Raw genomic sequence first — 25,886 nt, 5'->3', positions numbered from 1 at the left:
TGTCTACAGGCATGCCGCGCCGGAAGCATCGAACCCTGGCCGGCGTGCCGCTGCTTCAGCGCTCGTTAGCGTTAGCGTCATCAGAGGAGCGTGGCATTCGCGCTCATGCTCGCCTCCTCGACGCTTTGCCGCCTGGTCGGCCGATGGATGGCCCGACGGCTTCGCCCGCGTAGCGCCCGCCCCACGCAACGCCACCGTCGCGCTTCGGGCTTGCGATTCCGTTCACCTTCGAACCAAGAGGAACACGCCCTCCATGCCAACTCCCGACGACTTCAGCCGTATCGCCGAAGCCCCGTTGCATACGTGGCTCGGCGCGTTGATCGTCTCGGCCATCGCGATCGTGCTGGCGCTGGGCATCCATCGAGTCGGCGCACACATCATCACGCGGATTGCGCGACCGTACCCACTCACCAGCGTCGTGCTGCGCTATATCGACAAGCCCTCGCTCTTCGTGCTCGTGATCCTGATGCTGGAGGCAGTGTGGTGGGAAGCGCCTGACACGCTCACCTTCATCACGCCGCTGCGCGACGCCGCCGCGATTGCGTTGATCGGCGCAATCACGTGGCTTTCGGTGCGCTCGGCGGCGGCGATCGGCGAGGCGATCATCCAGGCCCATCCGCTCGATACCGCCGACAACCTGCAGGCGCGCCGCATCCATACGCAGGCGCGCGTGCTGGCGCGCTCGGTGATGCTGGTGATCGTGATCGTCGGCGTGGGTGGCGCGCTGATGACGTTTCCGAACGTACGGCAGATCGGCGCGAGTCTGCTGGCGTCGGCCGGCGTGGCCGGTCTGGTCGCCGGTATTGCGGCGCGGCCAGTGCTCGGCAATCTGATCGCCGGTTTGCAGATCGCGCTCTCGCAACCGATCCGGCTCGACGATGTCGTCGTGATTCAGGGCGAGTGGGGACGTATCGAGGAAATCACCGGCACGTATGTCTCGGTGCGCTTGTGGGACCAGCGCAGGCTGATCGTGCCGCTGCAATGGTTTATCGAAAACCCGTTCGCCAACTGGACGCGCAGCAGTTCGCAGATCATCGGCACGGTGTTCCTGTACGTCGACTACCGGATGCCGCTTGCGCCGTTGCGCGAAGAGCTCGCGCGCATCGTCGAAGCTGCGCCCGAGTGGGATCGCCGCGTGCAGGTGTTGCAGGTTACCGACGGCACCGAGCGCGCGATGCAGTTGCGCGCGCTGGTCAGCTCACTCGATTCCGGTCTGAACTGGGACCTGCGCTGCCGCGTGCGCGAGGGGCTGCTCGACTTCGTCCAGCAACGCTATCCGCAGTATCTGCCGCGGGCGCGCGCCGACGTGTCGGCCGAACTCGAAACCGGCAAGAGCGAGGCGCCCGACTGGGTGCCGCGCAGCACGCAGACGCCCGCCGGCAGCACTGCCGCCCACACCGAGGCCGATCCCGTGGCAAGCCGCGCCGGTCGTCATCAGGCGAGCGATCCGTTGCAGCACGTCAAGGAAAAGGTGTAGCGCCGCGTGCCGCGCAGATCAGATGAGTGCAACTGATCGGACGCCGATGTGGTCGAACCGTCCATCTGACTCACGAACCTGGCGCGGTATCGCGTGTTGTTCGGCCGCTTGACGTCATCGAAGTGTTGCAACGCTCGAGGCGTCACAAGCCGCTGAAGCGCGAACGCCGCGCCGTGCGAACCAAGGAGGACTACCAACATGGGCCGACTGATCGTCGTGTCGAATCGTGTCGCTACGCCGACGGAAACCAAGGGGTCGGCGGGCGGCCTCGCGGTCGGCGTGTTCGGCGCGCTGAAGGACGCGGGCGGTGTGTGGTTCGGCTGGAGCGGCGACGTGGTGAGCGAGACCGTGGCCAACGCCGGTCCGACGCTGGAGCAGGACGGCGCGGTAACCTTTGCGACCGTCGGACTCACGCGCAAGGATTACGACCAGTACTACCGCGGCTTCTCGAACGCGACGCTGTGGCCGGTGTTCCACTACCGCAACGACCTCGCACGCTACGAGCGCGAAGAATACGCGGGCTACCGCCGCGTCAACGCATGGCTTGCGCACAAGCTGATCAAGCTGCTCGAACCCGACGACGTGATCTGGATTCACGACTACCATCTGATCCCGTTCGCCGAAGCGCTGCGCTCCGAAGGCATCACGAACCGCATCGGCTTCTTTCTGCACATTCCGTTTCCCGCGCCGCAGATTCTGCTCAACATTCCACCGCACGAAGAGCTGGTGAAATCGCTCTCGTGCTACGACCTGCTGGGCTTCCAGACCGCCACTGACGAACTTGCGTTCCACGACTACGTGACGCGCCACGCGCGCGGCACCGTCAGCGAAGGCAATCACGTCGAAGCTTTCGGCCGCAAGCTGCGCACGGGTGTCTATCGGATCGGCGTGTTCCCCGATGAAATCGCCGAACAGGCGCAGCGCTACGAAAGCCGCCAGCACGTGCTCGACCTGAAACAGAGTCTGGAGGGTCGCAAGCTGATCATGAGCGTCGACCGGCTCGATTATTCGAAGGGCCTCGTCGAACGTTTTCGTGCCTTCGAGCAACTGCTGGAACGCTCGCCCGAATGGCGCGGCAACGTGACGCTCGTGCAGATCGCGCCACCGACCCGTTCGGACGTCGCCACCTATCAGAAGATCCGCCAGGATCTCGAATATGAAGCAGGGCGCATCAACGGCCGTTATTCGGGCCTCGATTACACGCCGATCCGTTATCTGAATCAGCAGTACGACCGCTGGAAACTGATGTCGCTGTTTCGCGAGTCGCAGATCGGCTTTGTCACGCCCTTGCATGACGGCATGAATCTCGTCGCGAAGGAGTATGTCGCCGCGCAGAATCCGGAGGATCCGGGCGTACTGGTGCTGTCGATTTTCGCCGGTGCGGCGGCGGAGTTGACGGGCGCGCTGCTGGTCAATCCGCACGATGCGATCGGCATGTGCGAGGCCTTGCAGCGCGCGCTGCAAATGCCGCTCGATGCACGCCAGCGGCGTCACGAGATCAATATGGCGGCGCTGCGCAAGAACGATCTCGGCGTGTGGCGCGATACCTTCCTGAACGATTTGCGCAGTGTGCCCGTGCAGACACCGGGCAAGGGCGGTGGGCATAAGTGATGGTGTGTTTGAACAGAGTTGTTTTAATGAACGCGCCAAAGCGCGCGTTTGACCGAAAGGTGGCCGCATGCTGAGGACGTTGGCCATCGCGGGGTATCGGTCGCTGCGCGAGTTGATCGTGCCGCTCGGGCAGTTGAATGTCATCACGGGTGCGAATGGCAGCGGCAAGTCGAGCGTCTATCGCTCATTGCGGTTGCTGGCTGAGACGGCGCGCGGCGGGGTGATTACATCGCTTGCGCGTGAGGGTGGTTTGCAATCCACCTTGTGGGCTGGGCCCGAACGTTTCTCGCGCGCGATGCTGGCCGGGGAATTGCCCGTCGAGGGCACGCGCCGCAAAGACCCGGTGAGTCTGCGGCTTGGATTTTCCGGCGACGAGTTCGGCTATGCGATCGATCTCGGCTTGCCGCCGCTCGACAGGGCCACCCGCTTCCCGCTCGACCCCACCATCAAACGCGAGTGCATCTGGAGCGGCCCGGTGCTGCGGCCGTCGGCCTTGCTGGTCGACCGGCATGGCGCAGCGCTACGTACGCGCGACGAGCAGGGGGAGTGGCAAACCATCCCTCAACCTGTCGCGAGCTTCGACAGCATGATGACGGAGTTCTCCGACCCACGAACCGCTCCCGAGATGATCACGGTGCGCGAGCAGATTCGTTCGTGGCGCTTTTACGACCACTTCCGTACGGATGCCGAAGCGGCCGTGCGTTTGCCGCAGATCGGCACACACACGCCGGTGCTCTCGAACGACGGCGCGGATCTCGCCGCCGCCTTGCAAACCATTCGCGAGATCGGCGACCCGGTTGCGCTCGATGCCGCCATCGACGATGCCTTTCCTGGTTCGCAGCTCGACGTCGCCACGCAGGACGGCCGCTTCGAAGTATCGATGCAGCAGCACGGCCTGCTGCGGCCGCTAAAGGGTGCGGAGTTGTCGGACGGCACCTTGCGTTATCTGTTGCTGGTGGCCGCGTTGCTCACACCGCGTCCGCCGGCGTTGCTGGTGCTGAACGAACCGGAGACGAGCTTGCATCCGGATCTGCTGCCGGCGCTGGCGCGCCTGATCGCGCGTGCTTCCGCGCATTCCCAGGTGCTGGTGGTGTCGCACGCGGCGCGGCTGATCGCGGCGCTCGAGCGGGAGGACGGCAGCCAGTCGATCGTGCTCGAGAAGCACTTCGGCGCCACGCGCATCACCGACGCGGACGATCGCGACCTGCCGCCGTGGAAATGGCCGGCGCGATAGCCGTGGCGAGGCGATCCGGCCAAGGGCAACAGGCAAGCGAGCTACCCGGGCCTAAGCTACGGACCTGAGCGGATAATAGGCACGCCATCGGATGTAAGCTGAATGTAACAGCGCACAGGAATTGCAAGGCTAGGGGCTTTTTGTTCCACCCTGGTGAATAATGGTGTGATGCGGATGGTGCAGGCGGACGCCCGGCGTCCACTGCATTGATGGAGAAGGACCGGCGCTGTCATAAGCAGCGCCGCTGACGTGCACCGCCATTGGCGCGAGCCGTCAGTTCACGGAGACAAAATATGAAGATTGCGCAGATCGCCCCTCTGACCGAATCGGTGCCGCCGAAGCTATACGGCGGCACGGAGCGCGTCGTGTCCTATATCACCGAGGCGCTGGTCGATCTCGGCCATGACGTGACGCTGTTCGCGAGCGGCGACTCCGTTACGAGCGCGAAGCTCGAAGCCGTCTGGCCGCGCGCGCTGCGTCTGGACCCGGGTATCCGCGACCGCATTGCGCCCCATATGCTGTTGATGGAACTGGTGCGCCGCCAGGCCGAAAACTTCGACGTGCTGCATTTTCACCTCGACTATTACTCGTTTTCGGTCTTCAAGCGCCAGGAGACACCCTTCGTCACGACGATGCATGGCCGGCTCGATTTGCCCGAGCAACAGCCGGTGTTCGACACCTTCAACACCGCGCCCGTAATCTCGATTTCGAATGCGCAGCGTCATCCCTTGCCGCAGGCCAAGTGGCTTACCACCGTCTATCACGGTCTGCCGGAGCAGCTCTACACGCCGCAACCGGTCGAGCAGAAGTACCTCGCGTTTCTCGGCCGTATCTCGCCGGAAAAGCGTGTCGATACCGCGATCCGGATTGCCGGACGCTGCGGCATGCAGATTCGCATTGCCGCGAAAGTGGACTCTGCCGACCGCGAATACTTCGAGCGCGAAATCCGGCCGTTGCTGGACTTGCCGCATGTCGAATTCATCGGTGAGATCGCGGATAACCAGAAGGCCGAGTTTCTATCCGGCGCGCATGCGCTGCTTTTCCCGATCGACTGGCCGGAGCCGTTTGGCCTCGTCATGATCGAAGCGATGGCGTGCGGCACGCCGGTGATTGCGTTTAACCGCGGCTCGGTGCCGGAAGTGCTCGACGACGGCGTGACGGGCTTTATCGTCGAAGATGAGATCGGCGCGGTGGCGGCGGTCAATCGCCTGCATAAGATGCCGCGGGCGGGCGTGCGGCAACGCTTCGAAGAGCGCTTCACGTCGCACCGGATGGCGCAGCAGTATGTGGATGCGTATCAGTCGGTGATTCGCGCGCAGAAGCGTTCGCGCTTCAAGGTGATCGATACGTCGGGGAGTTGAGCGGCGTAAAACCGGCCCGCACGGCGGTCTGAAAAAAACGGCGATGTGCACTACGCATCGCCGTTTTTTTATTGCCGCTGTGCCTGGGGTCGGCAACCGGACCGCGCGGGACAGCGCAGGACCGCGCGCCTAGATCTTCAGGCGCGTTACCTTGGTGCCCTGCAGCGAGACATCGGCCATCAGGCCGGCATTGGTCAAAATGAATACTTCGACCGGGGCCGTTGCCGTGGTCGTGTCGATCGCGCCGTTGGCGCCCATCTTCACCAACGCGACGGAGGCGTCGCCGCCCGCGGACCAGCCGTCGGCATTGCGGAATGAGTCGAGCGAGTCCTGCGTCATGAACAGGAAGATGATGGCCTTCGATTGCGCGCCCGCCTGCAGACCGAACGAGCCGGAAACCGTGCTGTAGTAGCCGACCGTGCCGCCGCCTACGCGCAGCGCACCTTCGCCATACTGGCCGCCGACGATGAAGCCCACCTGCAGTACCGACGGGAACACCAGGACGCCGCGCGCCTTGGATACGAGTTCGCGCGAACCCTTCACGGTCGTGAACAGGCGCGACATGGTGCCGTCGACACTGGCGTCGATCGACTGGCGTTTGGAGGCATCTGTGGAGGGGGTGTTGGGGTTGCCGCTGTTAGTCGTACAACCAGCGAGTGCAAGGCCTCCGAAAGCGAGCGCAGCGGTAGTCTTCAGCATGAAGTTTCGTCTTTGCATCGTTTTTCTCCATCATGGTTCCTGGGCGCAACCTCATATGGTGTTGCCGGGCTGCTTTTAAGTTATATCACACGCAAGCGTGAAGAGCGTACTTCGTCGTTCGGCGAAAAGCCTTGCGGGGCGGGGGTTTGCGAGCCATCGCCAGGCGCGCTGCTGTAATTTTGACCGGTGGCGGGAGGGCGTTGAAAGACGCTCGGACAGCGCCTTCGAATGGGCTTCCGGCGAATCGAATCGCCCAGGGACCGGCTCATCGGCGGCCGGGTTGAAACCGTATCGAAGACCGGTTTTTACCGATTTTCCGCGTCCACGATTCGCATTGAAATCGAATTGAAAGTGTTGCCTCGACGCTGCATTCGCACCCGCGTCCTCACCCATGGTTTGCCGGACTTTTGACCGGCGGGCGCCGCAGCACGCGGCGAATCATGCCGATCAATACGCCGATCAGGAACAGCGTGACGGCCGGCACGATCCAGTAGCCGACGAACGCATGCCAGAGGTAACCCATAAGCGTGGAGCGGCGCACGCTGTATTCGTTGCGGGCGTCCTGCTGGCGGGGCGCATTGGCCGCCAGCACATCGGCCGGACAGCCGGCGGCTTGCGCCTCGTCGGGCTTGCCGTGGCAGCGCGCGGGCGCGCCGGCGGCGCGTTGTGCGTCGGTGAAATTCCAGGTGGTCAGCGCACGGTCGAGGTCGACGGCGTTATACGCCATTTCCTCCCGGATCTCGCTGACTGCAACGATCGCCACGGGCACGGCCCAGAAAATGATGACGACCAACCACCGCCTCAACCAGCGGTTTTTATGCTTCGATACCATCCTTGCCTCCGATCGATGCTCTGCAGCACCAACGACAAGATGGCGGCCCGTCTAATGTTGTGTATGGGGGTGGGCCGTCTCCGCAGCCATCATAGAAGAAAAACGGCGCGTTCGCGCGGATGGGCTGCGAAGGGAGAGGTAGCGCGAGGGCGGCCGCCTGGAGATCAGCGGCGAGAGAGCGCAGGCGTCGGGACAGAAGGAAGGCTAAGGCCGCGCCGGAAAACGGCGCGGCTCTGTTCGAGCATTACGCGGCGAGGCGCGTGACGTGGGGCCCGCGCCGATTGCCTCGTGTTTAGTTAGCCGGTGCGGACGACAGGCAGGTCTTCATGAAGGCTTTACGGTCGTCGCCTTTCTTGCCGGCCGCTTGCGTGTTACACGCCTTCATCTTGTCCTGCTGGCTCATTGGCGCTGCGGCAGCCGGCTTCGCGGACAGGCAGGTCTTCATGAAAGCCTTGCGGTCGTCGCCTTTCTTGTCGGCAGCCTGCTTGTTGCAGTCAGCCATTTTCGTTTGCTGGCTGTTCTGCGCGAACACCGGCGAAACGAGGACAGTACCCAGCACCAGCGCAGCGATAGCGGATTGGATTTTCATGTGACACTCCATCGGTGGTGAAAACGTTTTTGGTCGTTCATGCGCGTGGGCGTCAACGGCGTCCAGGACCCCTCGGCACGTCCATTATGGCAAATGCTGTCTGCCAGAACGGACGGAATGCCATTCCGGTTGACACGCGAGCACGCTGGTTTTCCCCTACGGAGCGGGGTTGGCGGCGCTCCCGGGCGATAAAACGGCCGAATCACGGCAGTGCAAGAATAAGTTATGCAATCCGGATTAATTGGTAAGGCGTATGCAAATGAATTAGGCCGTCGTCATTCCATATGGGCGATCAAATTCTAAACATCCAATTTGCATTGCTGCAGGTGCAAATGAATAGGAAATCGGCAGAAAATCCCGTTGAAGATCGCAGGGGTAATCTTGACGGAAATTCCCGCGCAGATGCGCCGCCCGTCGTCCCAGTCACGCAAGCCAAAGGAGGCTCGCCATGCACTACCTGTTGATGTATGACCTCGTGCCGGACTACCTCGAGAGGCGTGGCACGTATCGCGACGCCCATCTGGCGCTCGCCTGGGCGGCCACCGAGCGCGGTGAATTGCAACTGGGCGGAGCCTTGACCGAGCCTGTGGACACGGCCGTGCTGCTCTTCAAAGGTGACACGCCCGAAGCCGCCGAAGCCTTTGCCAGAGCCGATCCGTATGTGCTCGCGGGGCTCGTGACGCGCTGGCGCGTACGCCCATGGATGACCGTGGTGGGTGAGGGCGCGGCGAACCCCGTGCGTTAGAAGCAAACCAAACCGCCGCGCTCGCGCGGCGTCGAGAGGAATGCGAACGGCATGAAGAAGCGCTGTGTTCGCTTCGACGGCAATCGCACCTCGATGTCACCCAGTTGCTGCCAAAACACTGCGCCCAGGCATCCCGCAGCCAGGCGGAAATGCCATCAAAATGCATCGAAATGCGTTGTGGCTCAAATATAAATTTCGTAAACGCAATTCGCCATCGTTGCCGCGCTGTTGTGCTGTGCAACAGCGTCTTTCGGCGCCGGAACCGACGGCAGTTCTGTTACGGCAATACGAGAAATGACGCAGCAAAAAGGACAAGATTGTTTCCATCCGTAACACTTGTCTCAATCATATTCACGCAAACCCTGGTGGTGGTATGCTTCGTGCACAAATTCTCCCATGCACGAGTGAGACCACGTTTTGTGCTTCGCAATAGGGACAAACCGCACTAACCCAGTGCGCTATTGACCCGCAAACAGAACGTACAAAACATATTTGTGCAACCGCGGGCTGCACACGGATCGTGAAAGTTGAATCCGTGGCCGCCCAAAGCCGCGGCCCGGCCAGGCTGCGTGGAGAAAACCCAATGTTTTTCGATGAGCTAAGCAATGACGAATGGGCGCTGCTGGCAGCGCTTGTCTCTGATGAGCCGGCCGTCCGTCTGAACCGACGCGGCCGGCCCCGCGCCGAACCGCGTATCGTGGCGAATGCCGTTCTGTGGATCCTGACAACTGGCGAACCCTGGTCGAAACTGCCGGGCCGCTATCCGTCAGGTCCTACATGCCGGCGCCGTTTTGAAGAATGGCAGTTAAACGGCACGCTGCTCGAGATGGTTCGGCTGTTGTCCAAAACCGGGCGTACCTTCGCGTACGTCCCGCAACCGGCGCCGCCTGTCGCGGCCAAACCGGCAGCACCGGTAGCCGAAACCCCTAGTGTGCGCGACGAAGGTCTGCGTGGTGTGTCGTGGAAGAGCCCCGAATCGTGGCAGGCGCCCGGCGTATCGAGCAGCCTGAGCAACTGGCGTTCGGCGGATCCGTTCGCCGATATCACGCGCCAGTTGTCGGGCATGACGACGGGTATGACAAACGCGCCGCCGGTGTCGCGTACACCTTCGGCCAGCTCGACATCCGCGCCACCTGCGCACCGGCCCGTCATGCGCGCCGGTCTGCAAAGCATGGAAGAAGCACGGGCGGTGGGCGCGGCAATGCACAGCCTGGATTCGGCCATCACGTCGGCACGCCGCACGCAACAGTTTGAAGATCAGCAGCGCAGCTCGCTGTCGATGAGCCTCGCGCCACGCGGCACGCAGGTCGCCGACCGGCGCGGCTATGTGATCTACGTTGCGGCGGAGCAGGTGCCCAACGCCATGTATCGCGCGTGGGCTGAGATCATGAAGGACGGCAAACGCGTCGAGCGTTCCGGCCTCGTGGGCCCGCGCTTTGCCGAGGCCGACGCGGCGGAGGAATACGCGCTCGAATGGGCGCGGCAGTGGATCGACCGTGAATGCCGTACGCAGGCTGCAGCCGAGGCCGCACCTGCAGTGAATGCCACTGCGGCGGCTGCTGCAGCGGCGCGTCCGTTGCCGGCCATGCGTCATGTGCCGGAGCCGGTCGCGGTGAATCACGGTGGGCCTTTGCACGGTCCGCTCAATGCATTCCGTGGACCGCTGCGCCGTTATCCCAGCGAACCGGCCGCACCTGCAACCGCAACCGAAAGCAGTGCATCAGATCGTTTTCCGTCCTATCCAGAACTCATCTCCCATGCGGGGTGAGCACGGCGGTTAGCGATACAGCAATACCCCCGCGGCCGTCAGGAGCAACAGCCGCAGGTTCCCGCTTCATTCGTTGTGAATCATTGACGTCCATACGTATCGTCGAAGCGCACGATATCGTCTTCGCCGAGATATGAGCCCGACTGCACCTCGATCATTTCGAGCGGCATCTTGCCCGGATTCTCGAGACGGTGAGTGACGCCCAGCGGAATATAAGCTGATTCGTTTTCGGAGACGATAAAGCGCTCTTCACCCCGCGTGACGAGTGCGGTGCCGCGCACGACGATCCAGTGTTCCGCGCGGTGATGATGCATTTGCAGAGAGAGTCGCGCACCCGGTTTCACGACGATGCGTTTGACCTGGAAGCGCTCGCCGGTATCGACGGAATCGTAGTTGCCCCACGGGCGATGCACCTTGCGATGGTTGGTCGCTTCCAGTCCGCCATCGTTGCGAATCCGTCCGACGATTTTCTTGACGTCCTGCACGCGCGATTTGTCCGCGACCAGAATCGCATCGGCCGTTTCGACCACCACGAGATCCTGCGTGCCGACGCAGGCGATCAGGCGTCCTTCCGAATGCGCGAAGGTCGAGCTTGCCCCTTCGAACATCACGCGGCCGCGCCCCACGTTCCGATCGGCGTCTTTCTCCGAAATGTCCCAGATCGCGTCCCACGAACCCACGTCCGACCAGCCCGCTTGCAGCGGCACAACCACGCCGGATGCGGCGGTCTGATCGTTACCCAGTTGCTCCATCACCGCGTAGTCGATCGAATTCGACGGCGAGGCGCAGAACGCGTCGCGTTGCAGGCGGAAGAAATCGCCGTCCGCTTTGCCGCCTGCGAAGGCCGCATCGCAGGCTTCGTAAATCGCCGGCTGGAAGTGGCGGATCGCCTTCAGCCAGGTCGAGGCGCGCATGATGAAAATGCCGCTGTTCCACCAGTATTCCTGCGAATCGATATACCGCTGCGCCAGTTCCAGATGCGGTTTTTCGACGAAGCGATCGAGCTTGTGCGCGCCGACCTTTCCGGCCGCATCGCCGTCCGTTGCGCGAGCGTCATTAGGCATGCCAAGCGCCGCGCCAATGCGGATGTAGCCATAACCCGTTTCCGCACGCGTCGGCACGATGCCCATCGTCACGATATGGCCGGCTGCCGCATGCTGCACGCCGGCCGCCACCGCTGCATGAAAACCTGCGCTGTCGGTTACCGCGTGATCGGCGGGCATCACGACCATGATGCCGTCCTCGTCCTGCGCGGCGATCGAAAGCGCGGCCACCGTTAGCGCCGGCGCCGTATCCCGGCCGGCGGGCTCGAGAATCAGCCGGGTCGGCTTGCCGCTCGTCCGCAATTGCTCGGCTGTGGTGAAGCGCTGTTCTTCATTGGCCACCACGACGAGTTGCTCCGCAAGCGGATGGCCCGTTTCGAGCCCGTCGAGCCGGCGCGTGGTCGACTGCAGCAGCGAGTCGTCGCCGAGCAGGCCAATCAGCTGTTTCGGATGCTGCTCGCGCGACATCGGCCACAAGCGTGTACCGGAGCCGCCCGCCAGAATCACGGGATGAACTTTGAGCTTGACGTTTAGGTGCATAGCTTGCGTGGACCGGGTGTCGGCAGGTGTGGCCGTAACCGGAGCTGTCATGATGGACTCCTCGAGGCTGGGTGAATGCGTCGAGTTTTATCACGAAGTAAAGAATGAATAAAAGCGCGTTAAATAGAAACTATATAAACCGTCTAATAAAATTGGCTGTTTCGTGAAGAAAAAATGTCCGGCCAATTTTTAAAAAAGAAAAATTACCCGAAAAAAATAACAGGTGATTTTTTTATCCGGCGGAATGACGCAGAATGGGGACGAAAGGCGGGGCGTAAGCTTCGTAGGAAAACGGACAGCCTGGCTCACATCCGCTTCCAGAAAGGCAAGAAACCGGCCTCTCAAACGCGAAATCGGTAACAATTGCCGCGCAAAATTCCGAAAAAATATCGAAAAAATGACCGATACATTTTGAGATATTTTGCTGTCTTGCAGTCCGAATTTTAATACCGCTTTATCTATACCTGTACAAGGGTATTCACTCATTTCGACACCTGTTTTCCGGATCGTCCGTTCAGGAATTTTTTTAATCCGGAAAGCGGCAGGGTAATTAACACCGGGTCAATCAGTTTCGCGCCGCGCATCGATCTGCGGGCGCGAATACCGGCGTTGCGCTCCCGGTGGCAGGACGTGATGAGTGTGACGGGAATTCAACCAACCAACGGATGGCACTTGACTGACGAACTGAGGGGCAGCTCATGCTGAGCGTTCTATCGAGAATCATCGACATCGCCATGGTCGCGCTCGGCGCGGCTATCGCGACGGCCGTGCACAGCGGGAAATTGGTGTGGCTGGACGACGTCCAAAGCGTGTCGCTCGCGTTCGACTGCCTGCTCGTGGTGGTGTTCTTCCCTGCGCTCGGGATCTATCAGTCGTGGCGCGGCAAGCCGCTGTACGACCTGCTGTGCCGCGTTGCGGGCGGCTGGGTGATGGTGGAGATCACCGGCATCCTGATCAGCTTCAGCCTGCACCGTTCGGACAGCCTGTCGCGTCTGTGGCTGTTTTACTGGGCGATCGCCACGATCGTGCTGCTGATCGTCACCAAGGTGATCGTCTATTCGATCCTGCGCGGACTGCGCCGCGAAGGCTTCAATCAGCGCGCGGTGGCGATCGTCGGCGGCGCGCCGTATGGGCGCTTCCTGATCGAACAGATGCGCAGCCGCCCGGAAGCTGGCTTTAGCCCCGTCGTGCTGTTCGACGAGGAGGGCACGATCAACCCGTATGAAGATCCGGATGCGAGCGATGCGATCGAAGGCGTGCCGGTCGAGCGCGACTACTCGCGGATGCTTCAACTAGTGCGTCAGCGCGCGATTCGCGAACTGTGGCTCGCGCTGCCGATCTCGAAGGAGAAGGCGATCCATCGCTTCGTGATGGACCTGAAGAATGACTTCGTGAACATCCGCTTCATTCCGGACGTTCGCAGCCTCACGCTCTTCAATCAGCCGATGGTGGACCTGCTCGGTGTGCCGGCGATCAACCTGGCCGCCTCGCCGATCACCGATCTGCGCGTGCTGCCCAAGCGCATCTTCGACCGGCTGTTCGCGCTGGCGGCATTGACAGCGCTGTCGCCGGTGATGCTGGTGATCGCGGTGATGGTGAAGGTGAGCTCGCCGGGCCCGGTGTTCTTCCGCCAGAAGCGCAAGGGCATCGACGGCAACCAGTTCGAGATCTACAAGTTTCGCTCGATGAAGATGCACAAGGAAGAGGCCGGCAAGATCACCCAGGCGACCCGGCGCGATCCGCGCATCACCGCGGTCGGCGCGTTCCTGCGGCGCACCAGCCTCGACGAATTGCCGCAGTTCATCAACGTGTTGCGCGGCGAGATGTCGGTCGTGGGTCCGCGTCCGCACGCGCTCGAACACGACGACATCTACAAGGATCTGGTGAAGGGCTACATGCACCGTTACCGGATCAAGCCGGGCATCACCGGGTGGGCGCAGATCAACGGCTATCGCGGCGAAACCGATCGCATCGAAAAGATGATGGGCCGCGTCAAGCTCGATCTGTACTACATGCAGCACTGGACCTTCTGGCTCGACATCAAGATCGTCGTGCTGACGCTGTGGAAGGGCTTTGTGGGCAGCAACGCATATTGAGGCGCAGCCGCGCAACGCGCGGCCGCTCTCCCGAATCAACTCCATTTTCCGAGGTGTAATACATGAACCTGACGATCATCGGTAGTGGCTACGTAGGCCTCGTAACGGGCGCATGTCTCGCCGACATCGGCCACGACGTGTTCTGTCTCGACGTCGATCAACGCAAGATCGACGTGCTCAACAACGGCGGCGTGCCGATCCATGAACCGGGTCTGCAGGAAATCATTGCGCGCAATCGCAAGGCCGGCCGCCTCAAGTTTTCGACCGACATCGAGGCCGCGGTCGCGCACGGCGACATCCAGTTCATCGCGGTGGGCACGCCCTCCGACGAAGACGGTTCCGCCGACCTGCAATACGTGCTGGCCGCCGCGCGCAATATCGGCCGCCATATGACGGGCTTCAAGGTAATCGTCGACAAATCGACGGTGCCGGTCGGCACGGCTTCGCGCGTGCGCGACGTGATCGCCGAGGAACTGGCCGCGCGCAACGCGAGCCACATGTTCTCCGTGGTGTCGAATCCGGAATTCCTGAAAGAAGGCGCGGCCGTGGAAGATTTCACGCGCCCCGACCGTATCGTGCTCGGCTGCGACGAAGACGTGCCGGGCGAAAAAGCACGCGAGCTGATGAAGCGCCTCTATGCGCCGTTCAACCGCAATCGCGAACGCACGCTGTACATGGACGTGCGTTCGGCCGAGTTCACCAAGTACGCGGCTAACGCGATGCTCGCCACGCGTATCTCGTACATGAACGAACTCGCGAATCTGGCCGACCGCGTCGGCGCGGATATCGAAGCGGTGCGCCGCGGCATCGGTTCCGATCCGCGCATCGGCTACGACTTCCTGTATGCCGGTTGCGGTTACGGCGGCTCGTGCTTCCCGAAAGACGTGCAGGCGCTGATTCGCACGGCAGCCGACCACAAGGCCAATCTGCGCATTCTCGAAGCGGTGGAAGCCGTCAACGACACGCAGAAAAAGATCCTTGCGCAGAAGATCGTCGACCGTCTGGGCGAAGACCTGTCGGATCGCACCTTCGGCGTGTGGGGCCTCGCGTTCAAGCCGAATACCGACGACATGCGCGAAGCGCCGAGCCGCCCGCTGATCGCCGAACTGTTGCGCCGCGGCGCACGCGTGAAGGCCTACGATCCGGTCGCGATCGACGAATCGAAGCGCGTGTTCGCACTCGATCTGAAGGACGTGCCGCAACAGCATGCGCGCCTGTCGTTCGTGAATGAAGAGATGGAAGCGGCCGAGGGTGCCGATGCACTGGTAATCCTCACCGAATGGAAGGTCTTCAAGAGTCCGGACTTCGGTTCGCTCAAGGAGAGCCTCACCACGCCGCTGATTTTCGACGGCCGCAATCTGTACGAACCGGACGCGCTGCTCGAACTCGGTATCGAGTATCACGCGATCGGCCGTCAGCACGCGCTGCGCAATGCGCCGGCGAAAGTCGGTGCGAACGGCCTGCCGGTCACGGTAGACGCGGCCGATACGGCCGAGGTCGGCCAGTAAGTTGGCCAATGAGTTGGCCAATAAGCCGCCGTGTAGCCAAAGCCTCACTAAGGAGCCCGCCATGTTCGCCAACGTTCTGATCGTCTGCCACGCCAACGTGTGCCGTTCGCCCGCAGCCGAGATGCTGTTCAAGGCCCGGCAGCGCGCGCCGTCGCGGCCGTCCTCAGCGCCGATCGCGTTTCATTCGGCGGGTCTCCGCGCCACCAACGGCCACGCCATGGACCCGGTGATGCGGCGCCTGCTCGCCGAGCAGGGCGTCGCCTCCGGCATCCACTATTCGCGGCGCCTCGACCGCCAGCTCGTGCGCGCAGCCGATCTCGTACTCGTCAGCGAGCGCTCGCAGGTGAGCGCGGTTGAAGCGCTCGATCCGGCTTCGCGCGGCAAGGTCTATCCGCTCGGCAAGTGGGAAGACGATTCCGACGTCGCCGATCCGCACGGCGGCAAGGAAGCCGACTATAGGGAGAGTCTCGTGCTCATCGAACACCTGGTCATGGGATGGCTGAAGAAAATATGCTGATGAAAAAACGCACTGCACACACATTCGCGAACGTCAATTCGAAACTCGCCGCCACGCTTTTGCTGACGTCCTTTCTGTCGGCCTGCGCTACCGCACCTGGCAATTATCTCGACACGTCCCGTCTGAAAGACGACGGCCAGCACCAGAGTCAGCAAGCTAACGAAACCTATCCGGTGCATCTGATCGACGGCCCGCTGGTGGCGGCGCAAGCTCAGGCGCAAGCCACTGCCGCGCAACAGGCGCTGCCGACTTCGCACTATAGCGATCCGTCGCAGTACGTGTACCGGCTCTCGCCGCAGGACATTCTCGGCATCACCGTGTGGGACCACCCGGAATTGACCACCCCGCAGGGCAGCACGCTGTCCGCGGGCGGCAACACCACGCAGTCGATCGGCGGCGCCTTGCAGCAGCCGTATACCGCCGCGCTGCCGGGCCAGGCCGATCCGTACGGCCAGACGATTGCCCCCGACGGCACGATCTTTTTCCCGTTCGTCGGCCGCATCAAGGCCGCGGGCAAAACCGTGGGCGAAGTGCGCGATCAGTTGAGCTCCGGCCTCGTGCGCTACATCCGCAATCCGCAGGTCGACGTGCGCGTGCTGTCGTACCGCGGCCAGAAAGTGCAGGTGACCGGCGACGTGAAGACGCCGGGCCCGCTCGCCATCAGCGACGTGCCGCTCACGCTGGTCGACGCGATCACGCGCTCGGGCGGCACCAACAGCGACGCCGACATCCAGCGCGTGCGTCTCACGCGCAACAACAAGCTGTACGTGCTCGACGCCAACCGCATGCTCGACCAGGGCGACACCACGCAGAACGTCATGCTGCAAAACGGCGACGTGATCAACGTGCCGGATCACAACGACAGCCGCATCTTCGTGATGGGCGAAGTGAAGACGCCGATCCAGCTGCCGATGGTGAAGGGCCGCCTGACGATCGCCGACGCGCTGACCCAGGCGGGCGGCATTCTCGACACGGACGCCAATCCGCGCCAGATCTTCGTGATGCGCGGCATGCGCGAGCATCCGACCACGCCGGACGTGTACCGCCTCGACATGACGCAGCCCGACGCGATCATGCTGTCGTCCCAGTTCCAGTTGCAGCCGATGGATGTCGTGTATGTGGGCACCGCCGCTTCGACCACGTTCAACCGTGTGTTGCAGCAAGTCCTGCCGAGCGTACAGACGTTGTTCTACCTGAAGCAGTTGACGAGATAACTACTGTCTGAGCCGTCGACAGGCCCGCGCCGCTCTCAAAGGGCGCGGGACCGAAGCAAACGCCGAGGCAAACGCGCAAGCCCATGCCAGAGCACCCGCTGAAGCCCACGCCGAAGCAACCGAAACGGGATCGAATTGTGAGCAACCAAATCTCTCCACACATGGCCGGTCCAATCAAGACCGAAGAAGAGGACGTCGTCCTCGGGCAACTGGTGCAGGTGATCCTCGACGACATCTGGTGGCTGATCACGATCGCCGCGGCGATCGTCGCGCTGGCCGCCGCGTACTGTTTCCTCGCCAAGCCGATCTATTCGGCCGATGCGCATGTGCGGGTCGAGCAGTCCGACAACACCTCGCAGGCGCTCACGCAGACGCAAACGGGCGCGGCCATCACCACCGGCTCGACTTCGCTGCCGACCGATGCCGAAATCGAAATCATCAAGAGTCGCGGCGTAGTCGGCCCGGTGGTCCAGCAACTGAAGCTGAACTTCAGCGTCGTGCCGAAGACGATTCCGCTGCTCGGCAGCATTGCGGCGCATCTGGCGACGCCGGGCCAGCCGGCGCAGCCGTGGCTGGGTCTGGCTTCGTACGCCTGGGGCGGCGAAGAGGCTGACATCGATTCGCTCGACGTGGTGCCGGCGCTCGAAGGCGAGAAGCTGACGATGAAGGTGTTCGACGAACAGCACTACGAGCTCTACGCAAAGAACGGCACGCTGCTGCTGCGCGGCCAGGTGGGCCAGCAGGAGCAGGGCGGCGGCGTGACGATCCTCGTCAACAAGCTGGTGGCCCGGCCGGGTGAAGAGTTCACCGTGACGCGTTTTAACGACCTCGACGCGATCACCGCGTTCCAGTCGGCGATCACCGTGCAGGAGCAGGGCAAGCAGACCGGCGTGATCCAGATCTCGCTGGAAGACAAGAGTCCTGAGCACGCCGCGCTGGTGGCCAATGCGCTCGCGCAGTCGTATGTCCGTCAGCACGTGTCGAACAAGCAGGTCGACGCGAGCAAGATGCTCGACTTCCTGAAGAGCGAAGAGCCGCGCCTGAAGGCCGATCTCGAACGCGCCGAAGCCGCGTTGACCGCTTACCAGCGTCAATCCGGCTCGATCAATGCGAGCGATGAAGCCAAGGTCTACCTCGAAGGCAGCGTGCAGTACGAGCAGCAGATCGCCGGTTTGCGTCTGCAGATGGCGCAACTGACCGAGCGTTACGGCGACGACCATCCGATGCTCGTGGCCGCGCGCCAGCAGATGGCCGAACTGGAGGCGCAACGCGCCAAATACGCTGACCGCTTCCGCGATCTGCCGGCAACCGAAGTCAAGGCCGTGCAGTTGCAACGCGATGCGAAGGTGGCGGAAGACATCTACGTGCTGCTGCTCAACCGCGTGCAGGAATTGTCGGTGCAGAAGGCCGGTACCGGCGGCAACGTGCATATCGTTGACCAGGCGATGCGTCCGGGTGCGCCGGTCAAGCCGAAGAAGGTGCTGATTCTCTCGGCAGCCGTGATTCTGGGCCTGATCTGCGGCACCGGCTTCGTGTTCCTGCGCCGCAATATGTTCAAGGGCATCGACGACCCTGACCATATCGAGCGCGCATTCCATCTGCCGGTGTACGGTCTCGTGCCCTTAAGCGCCGAACAGGCTCTGCTCGAAAGCAGCTTCCAGCGCGGCGGCGAACGCCTGCGTTCGGTGCTGGCGGATGCGCGGCCGAAGGACGTCACGATCGAGAGCCTGCGCAGTCTGCGCACGTCCATGCAGTTCACGATGATGGACGCGAAGAACCGCATCGTCATGCTGACCGGCCCCATGGCCGGCGTCGGCAAGAGCTTCCTGACGGTCAATCTGGCGGTGCTGCTCGCGAATTCGGGCAAACGCGTCTTGATGATCGACGGCGATATGCGTCGCGGTGCGCTCGAACGTTATGTGGGCGGCGCGCAGGACAACGGCCTGTCGGAATTGCTGAGCGGGCAGATCTCGCTCGAAGAAGCGATCCGCGCCTCGAACGTCGAAGGCCTGAGCTTCATCTCGTGTGGCCGCCGTCCGCCGAATCCGTCGGAACTGCTGATGTCGCCGCGTCTTCCGCAATACCTGGAGGGCCTTGCCAAGCGTTACGACGTGATTCTCATCGACACGCCGCCAGTGCTGGCCGTGACCGATGCGTCGATCATCGGCGCCTATGCCGGTTCGACCTTCTTCGTGATGCGTTCGGGCGTGCATAACGAAGGCGAGATTGCCGAGGCGTTGAAGCGCCTGCGCGCCGCCGGCGTGCACGTGCAGGGCGGCATCTTCAACGGTATGCCGGCGCGCTCGCGCGGCGGCTACGACCGTGGCTATGCGGCGGTCCAGGAATATCTGAGCACCTGAGCCACGAGGCTGAGCCCAGTGTGCTGATGCCAGCGCAAACACGATAGAAAAGGACATCACGATGAAAGTCACCGTACTGGTTCCGACCTACCGCCGCCCGGCCGACCTGGCGCGCTGCCTTGCGGCGTTGCAACGGCAGTCGCGCGCGCCGGACGAAGTGGTGGTGGTCGCGCGCGCCGACGACGAAGCGACCCACACCTGCCTGCGCGATCCCGCTGTGCCGGGCACGTTGCCGTTGTCAGTCGCGTTGGTGGAGGTGCCGGGCCAGGTCGCGGCTTTGAATCGCGGACTGGATGCGGCCAAAGGCGACGTGATTGCGATCACCGACGACGACGCCGCGCCGCACGTCGACTGGGTCCAGCGGATTGCTGCCGCGTTCGAAGGCGACGCGCGCCTGGGTGCGCTGGGCGGCCGCGACTGGGTGCACGAAAAAGGCCGCGTGCTCGACGGCGAGCGGCCGCTGGTCGGCAAGGTCACGGCGCACGGCAAGATCATCGGCAATCACCACCTGGGTGTGGGCGGCGCACGCGAAGTCGACATCCTGAAGGGCGCCAACATGAGCTACCGGCGCGACGCGGTCCGCACGATCCGTTTCGATCAGCGCCTGCGTGGCGCGGGTGCCCAGGTTCATAACGACATGGCCTTCAGCCTCGCCGTGAAGAACGCCGGCTGGAAGCTGATGTACGACCCGCGCGTGGCCGTCGACCATTTCCCGGCCGAGCGTTTCGACGACGACCGGCGCGACGCGCAAACCATGGCGGCGTTGCGTAACGCCGCCTTCAACTTCCACCTGATCCTGCGCGACCAGTTGCCGCCGCTGCGCCGCGAAACTGCGTGGTGGTGGTGGACGCTGGTGGGCACGCGCGTTTATCCGGGCCTCACGCACGCCGCGCTTGCGCTGGTGTCGAAACAGGCGAGCCTGAGGCTGTCGCGCTGGCGTGCGGTGCGCACCGGCGCGCATGAGGCGCGTCGCGCGTTGTCGCGGACCGCGTGAAGCTCCAGAGCGCTCACGTGTCCCCAACGTCCTGCACGTTCGTGCATCGGCACTGGCGCCTGCTCGCGCAGGCCGATGCCCCTTTCCACCGGCAGAGCGGAGTGTCTGCATGAGTACGAAAGTTCACGTTCATCTGTTTTACGGCGCCGACCCGCGCTTTTACCGGCCCGGCGACAACATCGGCTGCCTGTACGGGTATCACCATGCCGAATCCGATGCGTTCAGGCTGACCTATTCGCAGGACGCGCGCGAAAGCAAACCGGTGCGTTTGCTGCGCCGCGCGCTGAAGGCGGCGTTCGGGTTCGACTTCATCCATACGTGGCGCAACCGCGACGAGATGCTGCGCTCGGACGTCATCTGGACGCATACCGAGCAGGAATGGCTGTCCGCCGCGCTGATGCTGCTGCTGAGTGGCCGCAAGGCGGGCGCTAATGCGAGCCCCTTGCTGCTGGCGCAAAGCGTGTGGCTGCTCGATAAATGGCCTTCCTATGGAATTCTGCGCAGCTGGCTCTATCGCAAGCTGATGACGCGCGCCGACCAGCTGACGACGCTCGCCAGCGAAAACGCCGAGCTGTGCCAGCGCTTTTTCAATCGCGACGCGAAGCCGCTCCTGTACGGCCTGAACACGCAGGACTTTCCCGTGAAGGCGCCGACCGAATGGACGCCGCATACGCCGATCCGCATCGCGGCGATCGGCAACGATCGCGACCGCGATTGGGAAACGCTCATCAAGGCCTTCGGCAACGATGCGCGCTATACGGTGAAGCTTGCGACACGCCGGCGGATTCCCGCCTCGCTGCGCGCGCCGAACGTGGAGATCGCTTTGTTCTCCGGCATCAAGAAGCAGCACGAACTCTACGACTGGGCCGACGTGATCGTCGTGCCGCTGCGGCCGAATTCGCACGCCTCAGGGATCACCGTGATGCTGGAGGCGGCGGCGGTCGGCAAGCCGATGGTGGTCACCAACGTCGGCGCGTTGCAGGATTACTTTCCGGCGGGCGAGGCGGCTTACATCCCGCCGTTCAACCCGCAGGCGTTGCGTGAGGCGGTGGACCAGCTCGCCGCCTCGCCGGCGGATGCGTTGCACCAGGCACAGGCGGCCGCCGCCGGTTTGCTGTCGCGCGATCTGACCACGCAGAACTATGCGATGCAGCACGTGAGAATCACGCAGGAGATGCTGCGGGCGCGCGCAGCGTCGCGCGGACGTGTTGTGGCCGCTGCGGCCGACGCCGATGCCGTGGCAAAGGCGCCGCGTACCGCGGTGAACCAACCGGCGCGAGTTCGCGCGGGCAGCCAGGGGCAAGGCCAACGCCCGGGCCCGCGCGAATCACGCGGAGGCCTCTAAACAATGTCGACGATTGCGCGAGGCGGCGATAACGCGGAGCGGGTACTGTCCGGCGCTCGCAAGGAGTGGCTGCCGGAGGCCTTACTGTGGCTGATCACCGTGATGTTGATCATCGCGCATCAGGGCACGGTGCTCACGCTCGGTTTCCCGGTGCTCGCGATCCTGACGGGCCTGTGGCTCTACTTCAAGAGCCCGGCGCGCTACATCGGCTTCATGTGGTGGCTGTGGTTCCTGAGCCCGGAGGTGCGGCGACTTGCCGACTGGTCCAAAGGCTCGTTCACGCCGACCAGCCTGATCCAGGTCGCGCCGCTCGCGGTGACGATGATCAGTGCGCTCTCGCTGCTGCGTTACTACAAGCTGCTTTCGCAGCGGCGCGGCTTGCCGGTGCTGCTGGTTCTGATGGGGCTCGCCTACGCGTTCATGATCGGTGTGATGTCGAGCGGGCCGCTCGCCGCGACCTATGACCTCGCGAACTGGCTCTATCCGATCCTGATCGGCTTTCACATCATGGCGCACACGCGCCAGTACCCGAAGTATCGCGACACGATCGTGAGTACCTTCATCTGGGGCATGCTGGTGATGGGCGGCTACGGCCTGATCCAGTTCTTCATCATGCCGCCGTGGGACGCGCTGTGGATGCTCGGCTCGCAGATGAATTCGCAGGGCGATCCTGTGCCGATGGGCGTGCGCGTGTTCAGCACGATGAACTCGTCGGGACCGTTCGCATTCGCGATGATGGGCGCGATGGTCTACGTGATGGCGGCGACGCACCGCGTGCGCTGGGTTGCGGCGGCGCTGGGCTTCTTCGCTTTCGCGCTGAGCCTCGTGCGTTCGACGTGGGGCGGCTGGGTGATCGCGCTCCTGATTCAGCTGGTCAAGGCGAACAACAAGGTGCGCGTGCGGATCGTGGCGAGTGCGGTGCTGCTTGCCGGTCTTTGCGTGCCGCTGCTTACGGTCGGCCCGGTGGCCGAGCGGATGCAGGCGCGCCTGAACACGCTCGTCAACCTGAGCGACGACCAGAGTTACGCCGCGCGTAACGAGTTCTACGCGACCTTTGCGAAGACGGCCTTTACCGACGTCTCCGGCGAAGGCATGGGCGCGACCGGTACCTCGACCAAGCTCTCGAACGACGGCGGCCAACTCGGCCAGTACGGCAACTTCGACAGCGGCGTGATGAACATTCCGTTCGTGCTGGGCTGGCCCGGCACCTTGCTCTACATGTCCGGCATCGTGTGGCTGGTGGTGCGCGCGGCGCTCGCGTCGTTCAAGCTGCGCAACGACAAATTCGTGTCCGCCTGCCTGAGTCTCAGTCTCGCGACTTTCGCGATGCTGGTGTTCACCAATTCGCTGGTCGGCACCGGCGGCCTGCTGCTTTTCATGAGTGTTTTTTCGATCCTATCCGCGGTGCACTACGAAAAGATGAACCGCAGACGCACGCTACTTTTCCACGGAGGCACTGATTGAGAGTCGCCATTGTCACGCACGTCGTGCGCCATAACGACGGCCAGGGGCGCGTCAACCACGAGATTGCGCGCGCCGCCCTCGAGGAAAACATCGGTGTGACGCTGGTTGCGTCGCACGTTGCGCCGGATTTGCTCGCGCATCCGAATGTACGCTGGGTGCCGATGAAGATCGGCCGCTGGTGGCCCACCAATCTGCTGCGCCAGCAGGTGTTCGCCTTCAAAAGCGCGATGTGGCTGCGCGCGCATCGCCGCGAATTCGACGTGCTGCACGTGAACGGCTTCATTACGTGGGCGCCTGCCGATGTCAACACCTCGCACTTCGTGCATAGCGGCTGGTTCGGCAGCAAGTACTACCCGTTCGGCCTCACGAAGGGTGTGTGGTCCGCGTATCAGTCGGTCTATACGCGCTGCAACGCGTTGCTCGAACGCTGGGCTTACCGGCGCTCGAAGGTGATCACGGCGGTGTCGCAGAAGGTCGCCGATGAAATTCGCGCGATCGGCTTGACGCCTGATAACCGGGTCGACGTGATCTACAACGGCGTCGATACGCAAGGCTTCGCGGCCGCCACGGGCGACCGCGCGAAGTTCGGCTTGCCGGCGGACGCGTTCCTGCTGCTGTTCGTCGGCGACTTGCGCACGCCGCGCAAGAACCTCGGCACGGTGTTGCAGGCGCTCAAGCATCTGCCCGAACACGTGCAGATCGCAGTGGCCGGTTTTCTGCCGGGCAGCCCGTATCCGGAACAGGCGAAGGCGCTCGGCATTGCGCATCGCGTGCATTTCCTCGGGCTGGTCAAAGAAATGCCGGTGCTGATGCATTCGGTCGACGCGTTCGTGTTCCCGTCGCGTTACGAGGCGATGAGCCTGTCGCTGCTCGAAGCGATGGCCGCGGGCCTGCCGGTGGTCACGGCGCGCACGGCGGGCGGTGCGGAAATCATCACGCCGGAATGCGGCATCGTGCTCGACGACCCGGACGATCCCAAGGCATTGGCGGGCGCTGTCGCACGTCTTGCTGACAACGACGACGCACGCCGCGCGATGGGCGTCGCCGCCAACGAACTTGCGACCGGCTTTGGCTGGGCGCGGATGGCCGAGCAATACATCGCGCTGTACCGGCAACTGGCGGGGCAGCAGAAGGACCGCCGACGCAGCGAAGCGGAAGCCGCAGTGGTCGCCAAGACCGACGCGCTGACGCTGAACACGCTGGCCGGGCAGACAATCCACCACAACGCTCAGAACGCTCAGGGACAACAACTATGACCTCAAGATCAATCAAATCGCTGCAGATCGGGATGCACTGGTTTCCGGAACGCGCGGGCGGTCTCGACCGCATGTATTACTCGCTGGTCGGCGCATTGCCGGGCGCGGGCGTCGCGGTGCGCGGCGTGGTGGCCGGCTCACCCAAAGTGGCCGCGGACACCGGTGGCGCGATCAACGGTTTCGGCTCCGCCGCGCAATCGTTGCCGCTGCGCCTGATGGCGGCACGCCGCGCGCTGCGCCAGGAGATCAGCACCTCGCGTCCCGATGTGATTTCGTCGCACTTCGCGCTGTACACGTTTCCGGGTCTCGATGTGACGCGTGGCATTCCGCAGGTGTCGCATTTCCAGGGACCGTGGGCCGACGAGAGTCACGTCGAAGGCGCCGATTCGCTCGGTCAACGTGCGAAGCGTTATCTGGAGCAATCGGTGTATGCGCGTTCGTCGCGGTTGATCGTGTTGTCGGAAGCGTTCGGCAAGATTCTGACTTCGCGCTATCGCATCGCGCCGGACCGCGTGCGCGTGGTGCCGGGCTGCGTGGATGTCGAGCAGTTCAATCTGCCGATCACGCCGGCCGAAGCGCGACTGAAGCTGCAACTGCCGCAGGACCGGCCGATCGTGCTGGCCGTGCGGCGTCTGGTGCGCCGCATGGGTCTTGAGGATCTGATCGATGCGGTGAAGCTGCTCAAGCGCACTGAGCCCGATGTGCTGTTGCTGATCGCGGGCAAGGGGCGGCTCGAAGGCGAATTGCAGGCGCGTATCACCGAAGCGGGCCTCGAGGACAACGTGAAGCTGCTGGGCTTCGTGCCCGATCAGCATCTGGCCGCGTTGTACCGTGCGGCGAATATCAGCGTGGTGCCGACTGTGGCGCTCGAAGGGTTCGGGCTGATTACCGTTGAATCGCTGGCTTCCGGCACGCCCGTGCTGGTGACGCCGGTGGGCGGTTTGCCGGAAGCGGTGGCGGGTCTGTCGCCGAATCTGGTGTTGCCGGAAACGGGTGCGAAGGCGATTGCGGAAGGCCTGGCAGGCGCGTTGAACGGTTCACTGAAGTTGCCGGATGCCGATGCCTGCCGCCGCTATGCGCGCGAGAACTTCGACAATTCGGTGATCGCGAAGCGTGTGGCGTCGGTGTATAGCGAGGCGATCGCGGCGGGTGGCGTGCATTGAAGGCTTCATGACGCAATAGAAAAAAGGCCTGAATCATTGCGACCAGGCCTTTTTTCATGGAGTGACGGCC

The 25,886-nt window shown here is 63.2% G+C and carries 20 protein-coding genes; 16 read left to right on the top strand and 4 right to left on the bottom strand.

Annotated features, from left to right (window positions below; genetic code table 11):
- Window positions 1-253: 253 nt before the first annotated feature.
- The 4 genes from BM438_RS07990 to BM438_RS07970 all read left to right on the top strand — a co-directional run bounded on the left by BM438_RS07990 (window position 254) and on the right by BM438_RS07970 (window position 5,683).
- A complete protein-coding gene (locus BM438_RS07990; protein WP_093633761.1) occupies window positions 254-1,477 on the top strand; it encodes a mechanosensitive ion channel family protein in 1,224 nt (407 codons plus the stop codon).
- A 198-nt stretch (window positions 1,478-1,675) separates the two neighbouring features.
- Window positions 1,676-3,088, top strand: coding sequence for an alpha,alpha-trehalose-phosphate synthase (UDP-forming) (gene otsA, locus BM438_RS07980; protein ID WP_093633759.1), 1,413 nt, complete (start codon window positions 1,676-1,678; stop codon window positions 3,086-3,088).
- A 67-nt stretch (window positions 3,089-3,155) separates the two neighbouring features.
- Window positions 3,156-4,322, top strand: a complete 1,167-nt coding sequence (locus BM438_RS07975) for an AAA family ATPase (protein ID WP_093633758.1) — start codon at window positions 3,156-3,158, stop codon at window positions 4,320-4,322.
- A 293-nt stretch (window positions 4,323-4,615) separates the two neighbouring features.
- The gene (locus BM438_RS07970) at window positions 4,616-5,683 is read left to right on the top strand and encodes a glycosyltransferase family 4 protein (protein ID WP_093633757.1); all 1,068 of its coding nucleotides are present in this window, start codon (window positions 4,616-4,618) and stop codon (window positions 5,681-5,683) included.
- Window positions 5,684-5,812: 129 nt separating this feature from the next.
- On the opposite strand, the gene BM438_RS07965 is transcribed toward BM438_RS07970, so the two are convergent.
- From BM438_RS07965 to BM438_RS07955, 3 genes are all read right to left on the bottom strand, one after another.
- The gene (locus BM438_RS07965; RefSeq protein ID WP_093633756.1) at window positions 5,813-6,400 is read right to left on the bottom strand and encodes a BPSL1445 family SYLF domain-containing lipoprotein; all 588 of its coding nucleotides are present in this window, start codon (window positions 6,398-6,400) and stop codon (window positions 5,813-5,815) included.
- A gap of 367 nt (window positions 6,401-6,767) precedes the next feature.
- Complete coding sequence (locus tag BM438_RS07960; protein WP_093633755.1) at window positions 6,768-7,214, bottom strand: hypothetical protein; 447 nt, start codon at window positions 7,212-7,214, stop codon at window positions 6,768-6,770.
- A 292-nt stretch (window positions 7,215-7,506) separates the two neighbouring features.
- Entirely contained in the window at window positions 7,507-7,803 is a 297-nt protein-coding gene (locus tag BM438_RS07955; RefSeq protein WP_093633754.1) for a PsiF family protein, read from the bottom strand.
- Between the two features lie 448 nt (window positions 7,804-8,251).
- On the opposite strand from BM438_RS07955, the gene BM438_RS07950 reads away from it, so the two are divergent.
- Window positions 8,252-8,548, top strand: a complete 297-nt coding sequence (locus tag BM438_RS07950) for a YciI-like protein (RefSeq protein ID WP_093633753.1) — start codon at window positions 8,252-8,254, stop codon at window positions 8,546-8,548.
- A 583-nt stretch (window positions 8,549-9,131) separates the two neighbouring features.
- A complete protein-coding gene (locus BM438_RS07945) occupies window positions 9,132-10,316 on the top strand; it encodes a transposase (protein WP_093633752.1) in 1,185 nt (394 codons plus the stop codon).
- 80 nt (window positions 10,317-10,396) lie between these two features.
- Here BM438_RS07945 and BM438_RS07940 read toward each other — a convergent pair whose 3' ends face one another.
- Window positions 10,397-11,950, bottom strand: a complete 1,554-nt coding sequence (locus tag BM438_RS07940) for a mannose-1-phosphate guanylyltransferase/mannose-6-phosphate isomerase (protein WP_093633751.1) — start codon at window positions 11,948-11,950, stop codon at window positions 10,397-10,399.
- 647 nt (window positions 11,951-12,597) lie between these two features.
- On the opposite strand from BM438_RS07940, the gene BM438_RS07935 reads away from it, so the two are divergent.
- The 10 genes from BM438_RS07935 (at window position 12,598) to BM438_RS07890 (ending at window position 25,816) form a co-directional block, all read left to right on the top strand.
- The gene (locus BM438_RS07935; protein WP_093633750.1) at window positions 12,598-13,995 is read left to right on the top strand and encodes an undecaprenyl-phosphate glucose phosphotransferase; all 1,398 of its coding nucleotides are present in this window, start codon (window positions 12,598-12,600) and stop codon (window positions 13,993-13,995) included.
- Between the two features lie 62 nt (window positions 13,996-14,057).
- Window positions 14,058-15,503, top strand: coding sequence for a UDP-glucose dehydrogenase family protein (locus BM438_RS07930; RefSeq protein ID WP_093633749.1), 1,446 nt, complete (start codon window positions 14,058-14,060; stop codon window positions 15,501-15,503).
- Window positions 15,504-15,564: 61 nt separating this feature from the next.
- Window positions 15,565-16,020, top strand: coding sequence for an arsenate reductase/protein-tyrosine-phosphatase family protein (locus BM438_RS07925; protein ID WP_093633748.1), 456 nt, complete (start codon window positions 15,565-15,567; stop codon window positions 16,018-16,020).
- Window positions 16,014-17,234: a polysaccharide biosynthesis/export family protein gene (locus BM438_RS07920; protein ID WP_093633747.1), complete on the top strand. Its 1,221-nt coding sequence runs from the start codon at window positions 16,014-16,016 to the stop codon at window positions 17,232-17,234. The genes BM438_RS07925 and BM438_RS07920 overlap by 7 nt, the downstream gene beginning before the upstream one ends.
- 161 nt (window positions 17,235-17,395) lie before the next feature.
- Entirely contained in the window at window positions 17,396-19,594 is a 2,199-nt protein-coding gene (locus BM438_RS07915; RefSeq protein ID WP_093633746.1) for a polysaccharide biosynthesis tyrosine autokinase, read from the top strand.
- 61 nt (window positions 19,595-19,655) lie between these two features.
- A complete protein-coding gene (locus BM438_RS07910) occupies window positions 19,656-20,588 on the top strand; it encodes a glycosyltransferase family 2 protein (protein WP_093633745.1) in 933 nt (310 codons plus the stop codon).
- 109 nt (window positions 20,589-20,697) lie between these two features.
- Window positions 20,698-21,933: a glycosyltransferase gene (locus BM438_RS07905; RefSeq protein WP_093633744.1), complete on the top strand. Its 1,236-nt coding sequence runs from the start codon at window positions 20,698-20,700 to the stop codon at window positions 21,931-21,933.
- Between the two features lie 3 nt (window positions 21,934-21,936).
- On the top strand, window positions 21,937-23,397 hold the full coding sequence (locus BM438_RS07900) for a glucose-6-phosphate isomerase (protein WP_093633743.1): 1,461 nt from the start codon (window positions 21,937-21,939) through the stop codon (window positions 23,395-23,397).
- Entirely contained in the window at window positions 23,394-24,653 is a 1,260-nt protein-coding gene (locus BM438_RS07895; RefSeq protein WP_093633742.1) for a glycosyltransferase family 4 protein, read from the top strand. Before BM438_RS07900 ends, BM438_RS07895 begins: the two co-directional genes overlap by 4 nt.
- Window positions 24,650-25,816 carry a glycosyltransferase family 4 protein gene (locus tag BM438_RS07890; protein ID WP_054037586.1) on the top strand — a complete coding sequence of 389 codons (1,167 nt, stop codon included), beginning with the start codon at window positions 24,650-24,652 and terminating at the stop codon, window positions 25,814-25,816. Before BM438_RS07895 ends, BM438_RS07890 begins: the two co-directional genes overlap by 4 nt.
- Window positions 25,817-25,886: the final 70 nt, after the last annotated feature.

The sequence above is a fragment of the Paraburkholderia aspalathi genome (assembly GCF_900116445.1).
Lineage (GTDB): Bacteria > Pseudomonadota > Gammaproteobacteria > Burkholderiales > Burkholderiaceae > Paraburkholderia > Paraburkholderia aspalathi.
Note: the sequence above shows the minus strand (reverse complement) of the source record. Positions and strands in the feature narration are given on the sequence as shown.

What these genes read in the sequence shown, in the direction of transcription:
- BM438_RS07950 (WP_093633753.1), top strand. Translation starts at nt 8,252, where the DNA reads ATGCACTACCTGTTGATGTATGACCTCGTGCCGGACTACCTCGAGAGG.
- BM438_RS07925 (WP_093633748.1), top strand. Translation starts at nt 15,565, where the DNA reads ATGTTCGCCAACGTTCTGATCGTCTGCCACGCCAACGTGTGCCGTTCG.
- BM438_RS07890 (WP_054037586.1), top strand. Translation starts at nt 24,650, where the DNA reads ATGACCTCAAGATCAATCAAATCGCTGCAGATCGGGATGCACTGGTTT.
- BM438_RS07945 (WP_093633752.1), top strand. Translation starts at nt 9,132, where the DNA reads ATGTTTTTCGATGAGCTAAGCAATGACGAATGGGCGCTGCTGGCAGCG.
- BM438_RS07910 (WP_093633745.1), top strand. Translation starts at nt 19,656, where the DNA reads ATGAAAGTCACCGTACTGGTTCCGACCTACCGCCGCCCGGCCGACCTG.
- BM438_RS07900 (WP_093633743.1), top strand. Translation starts at nt 21,937, where the DNA reads ATGTCGACGATTGCGCGAGGCGGCGATAACGCGGAGCGGGTACTGTCC.
- BM438_RS07955 (WP_093633754.1), bottom strand. Translation starts at nt 7,803, where the DNA reads ATGAAAATCCAATCCGCTATCGCTGCGCTGGTGCTGGGTACTGTCCTC.
- BM438_RS07965 (WP_093633756.1), bottom strand. Translation starts at nt 6,400, where the DNA reads ATGCAAAGACGAAACTTCATGCTGAAGACTACCGCTGCGCTCGCTTTC.
- BM438_RS07930 (WP_093633749.1), top strand. Translation starts at nt 14,058, where the DNA reads ATGAACCTGACGATCATCGGTAGTGGCTACGTAGGCCTCGTAACGGGC.
- BM438_RS07915 (WP_093633746.1), top strand. Translation starts at nt 17,396, where the DNA reads ATGGCCGGTCCAATCAAGACCGAAGAAGAGGACGTCGTCCTCGGGCAA.
- BM438_RS07940 (WP_093633751.1), bottom strand. Translation starts at nt 11,950, where the DNA reads ATGACAGCTCCGGTTACGGCCACACCTGCCGACACCCGGTCCACGCAA.
- BM438_RS07990 (WP_093633761.1), top strand. Translation starts at nt 254, where the DNA reads ATGCCAACTCCCGACGACTTCAGCCGTATCGCCGAAGCCCCGTTGCAT.
- BM438_RS07960 (WP_093633755.1), bottom strand. Translation starts at nt 7,214, where the DNA reads ATGGTATCGAAGCATAAAAACCGCTGGTTGAGGCGGTGGTTGGTCGTC.
- otsA (WP_093633759.1), top strand. Translation starts at nt 1,676, where the DNA reads ATGGGCCGACTGATCGTCGTGTCGAATCGTGTCGCTACGCCGACGGAA.
- BM438_RS07975 (WP_093633758.1), top strand. Translation starts at nt 3,156, where the DNA reads ATGCTGAGGACGTTGGCCATCGCGGGGTATCGGTCGCTGCGCGAGTTG.
- BM438_RS07905 (WP_093633744.1), top strand. Translation starts at nt 20,698, where the DNA reads ATGAGTACGAAAGTTCACGTTCATCTGTTTTACGGCGCCGACCCGCGC.
- BM438_RS07935 (WP_093633750.1), top strand. Translation starts at nt 12,598, where the DNA reads ATGCTGAGCGTTCTATCGAGAATCATCGACATCGCCATGGTCGCGCTC.
- BM438_RS07970 (WP_093633757.1), top strand. Translation starts at nt 4,616, where the DNA reads ATGAAGATTGCGCAGATCGCCCCTCTGACCGAATCGGTGCCGCCGAAG.
- BM438_RS07920 (WP_093633747.1), top strand. Translation starts at nt 16,014, where the DNA reads ATGCTGATGAAAAAACGCACTGCACACACATTCGCGAACGTCAATTCG.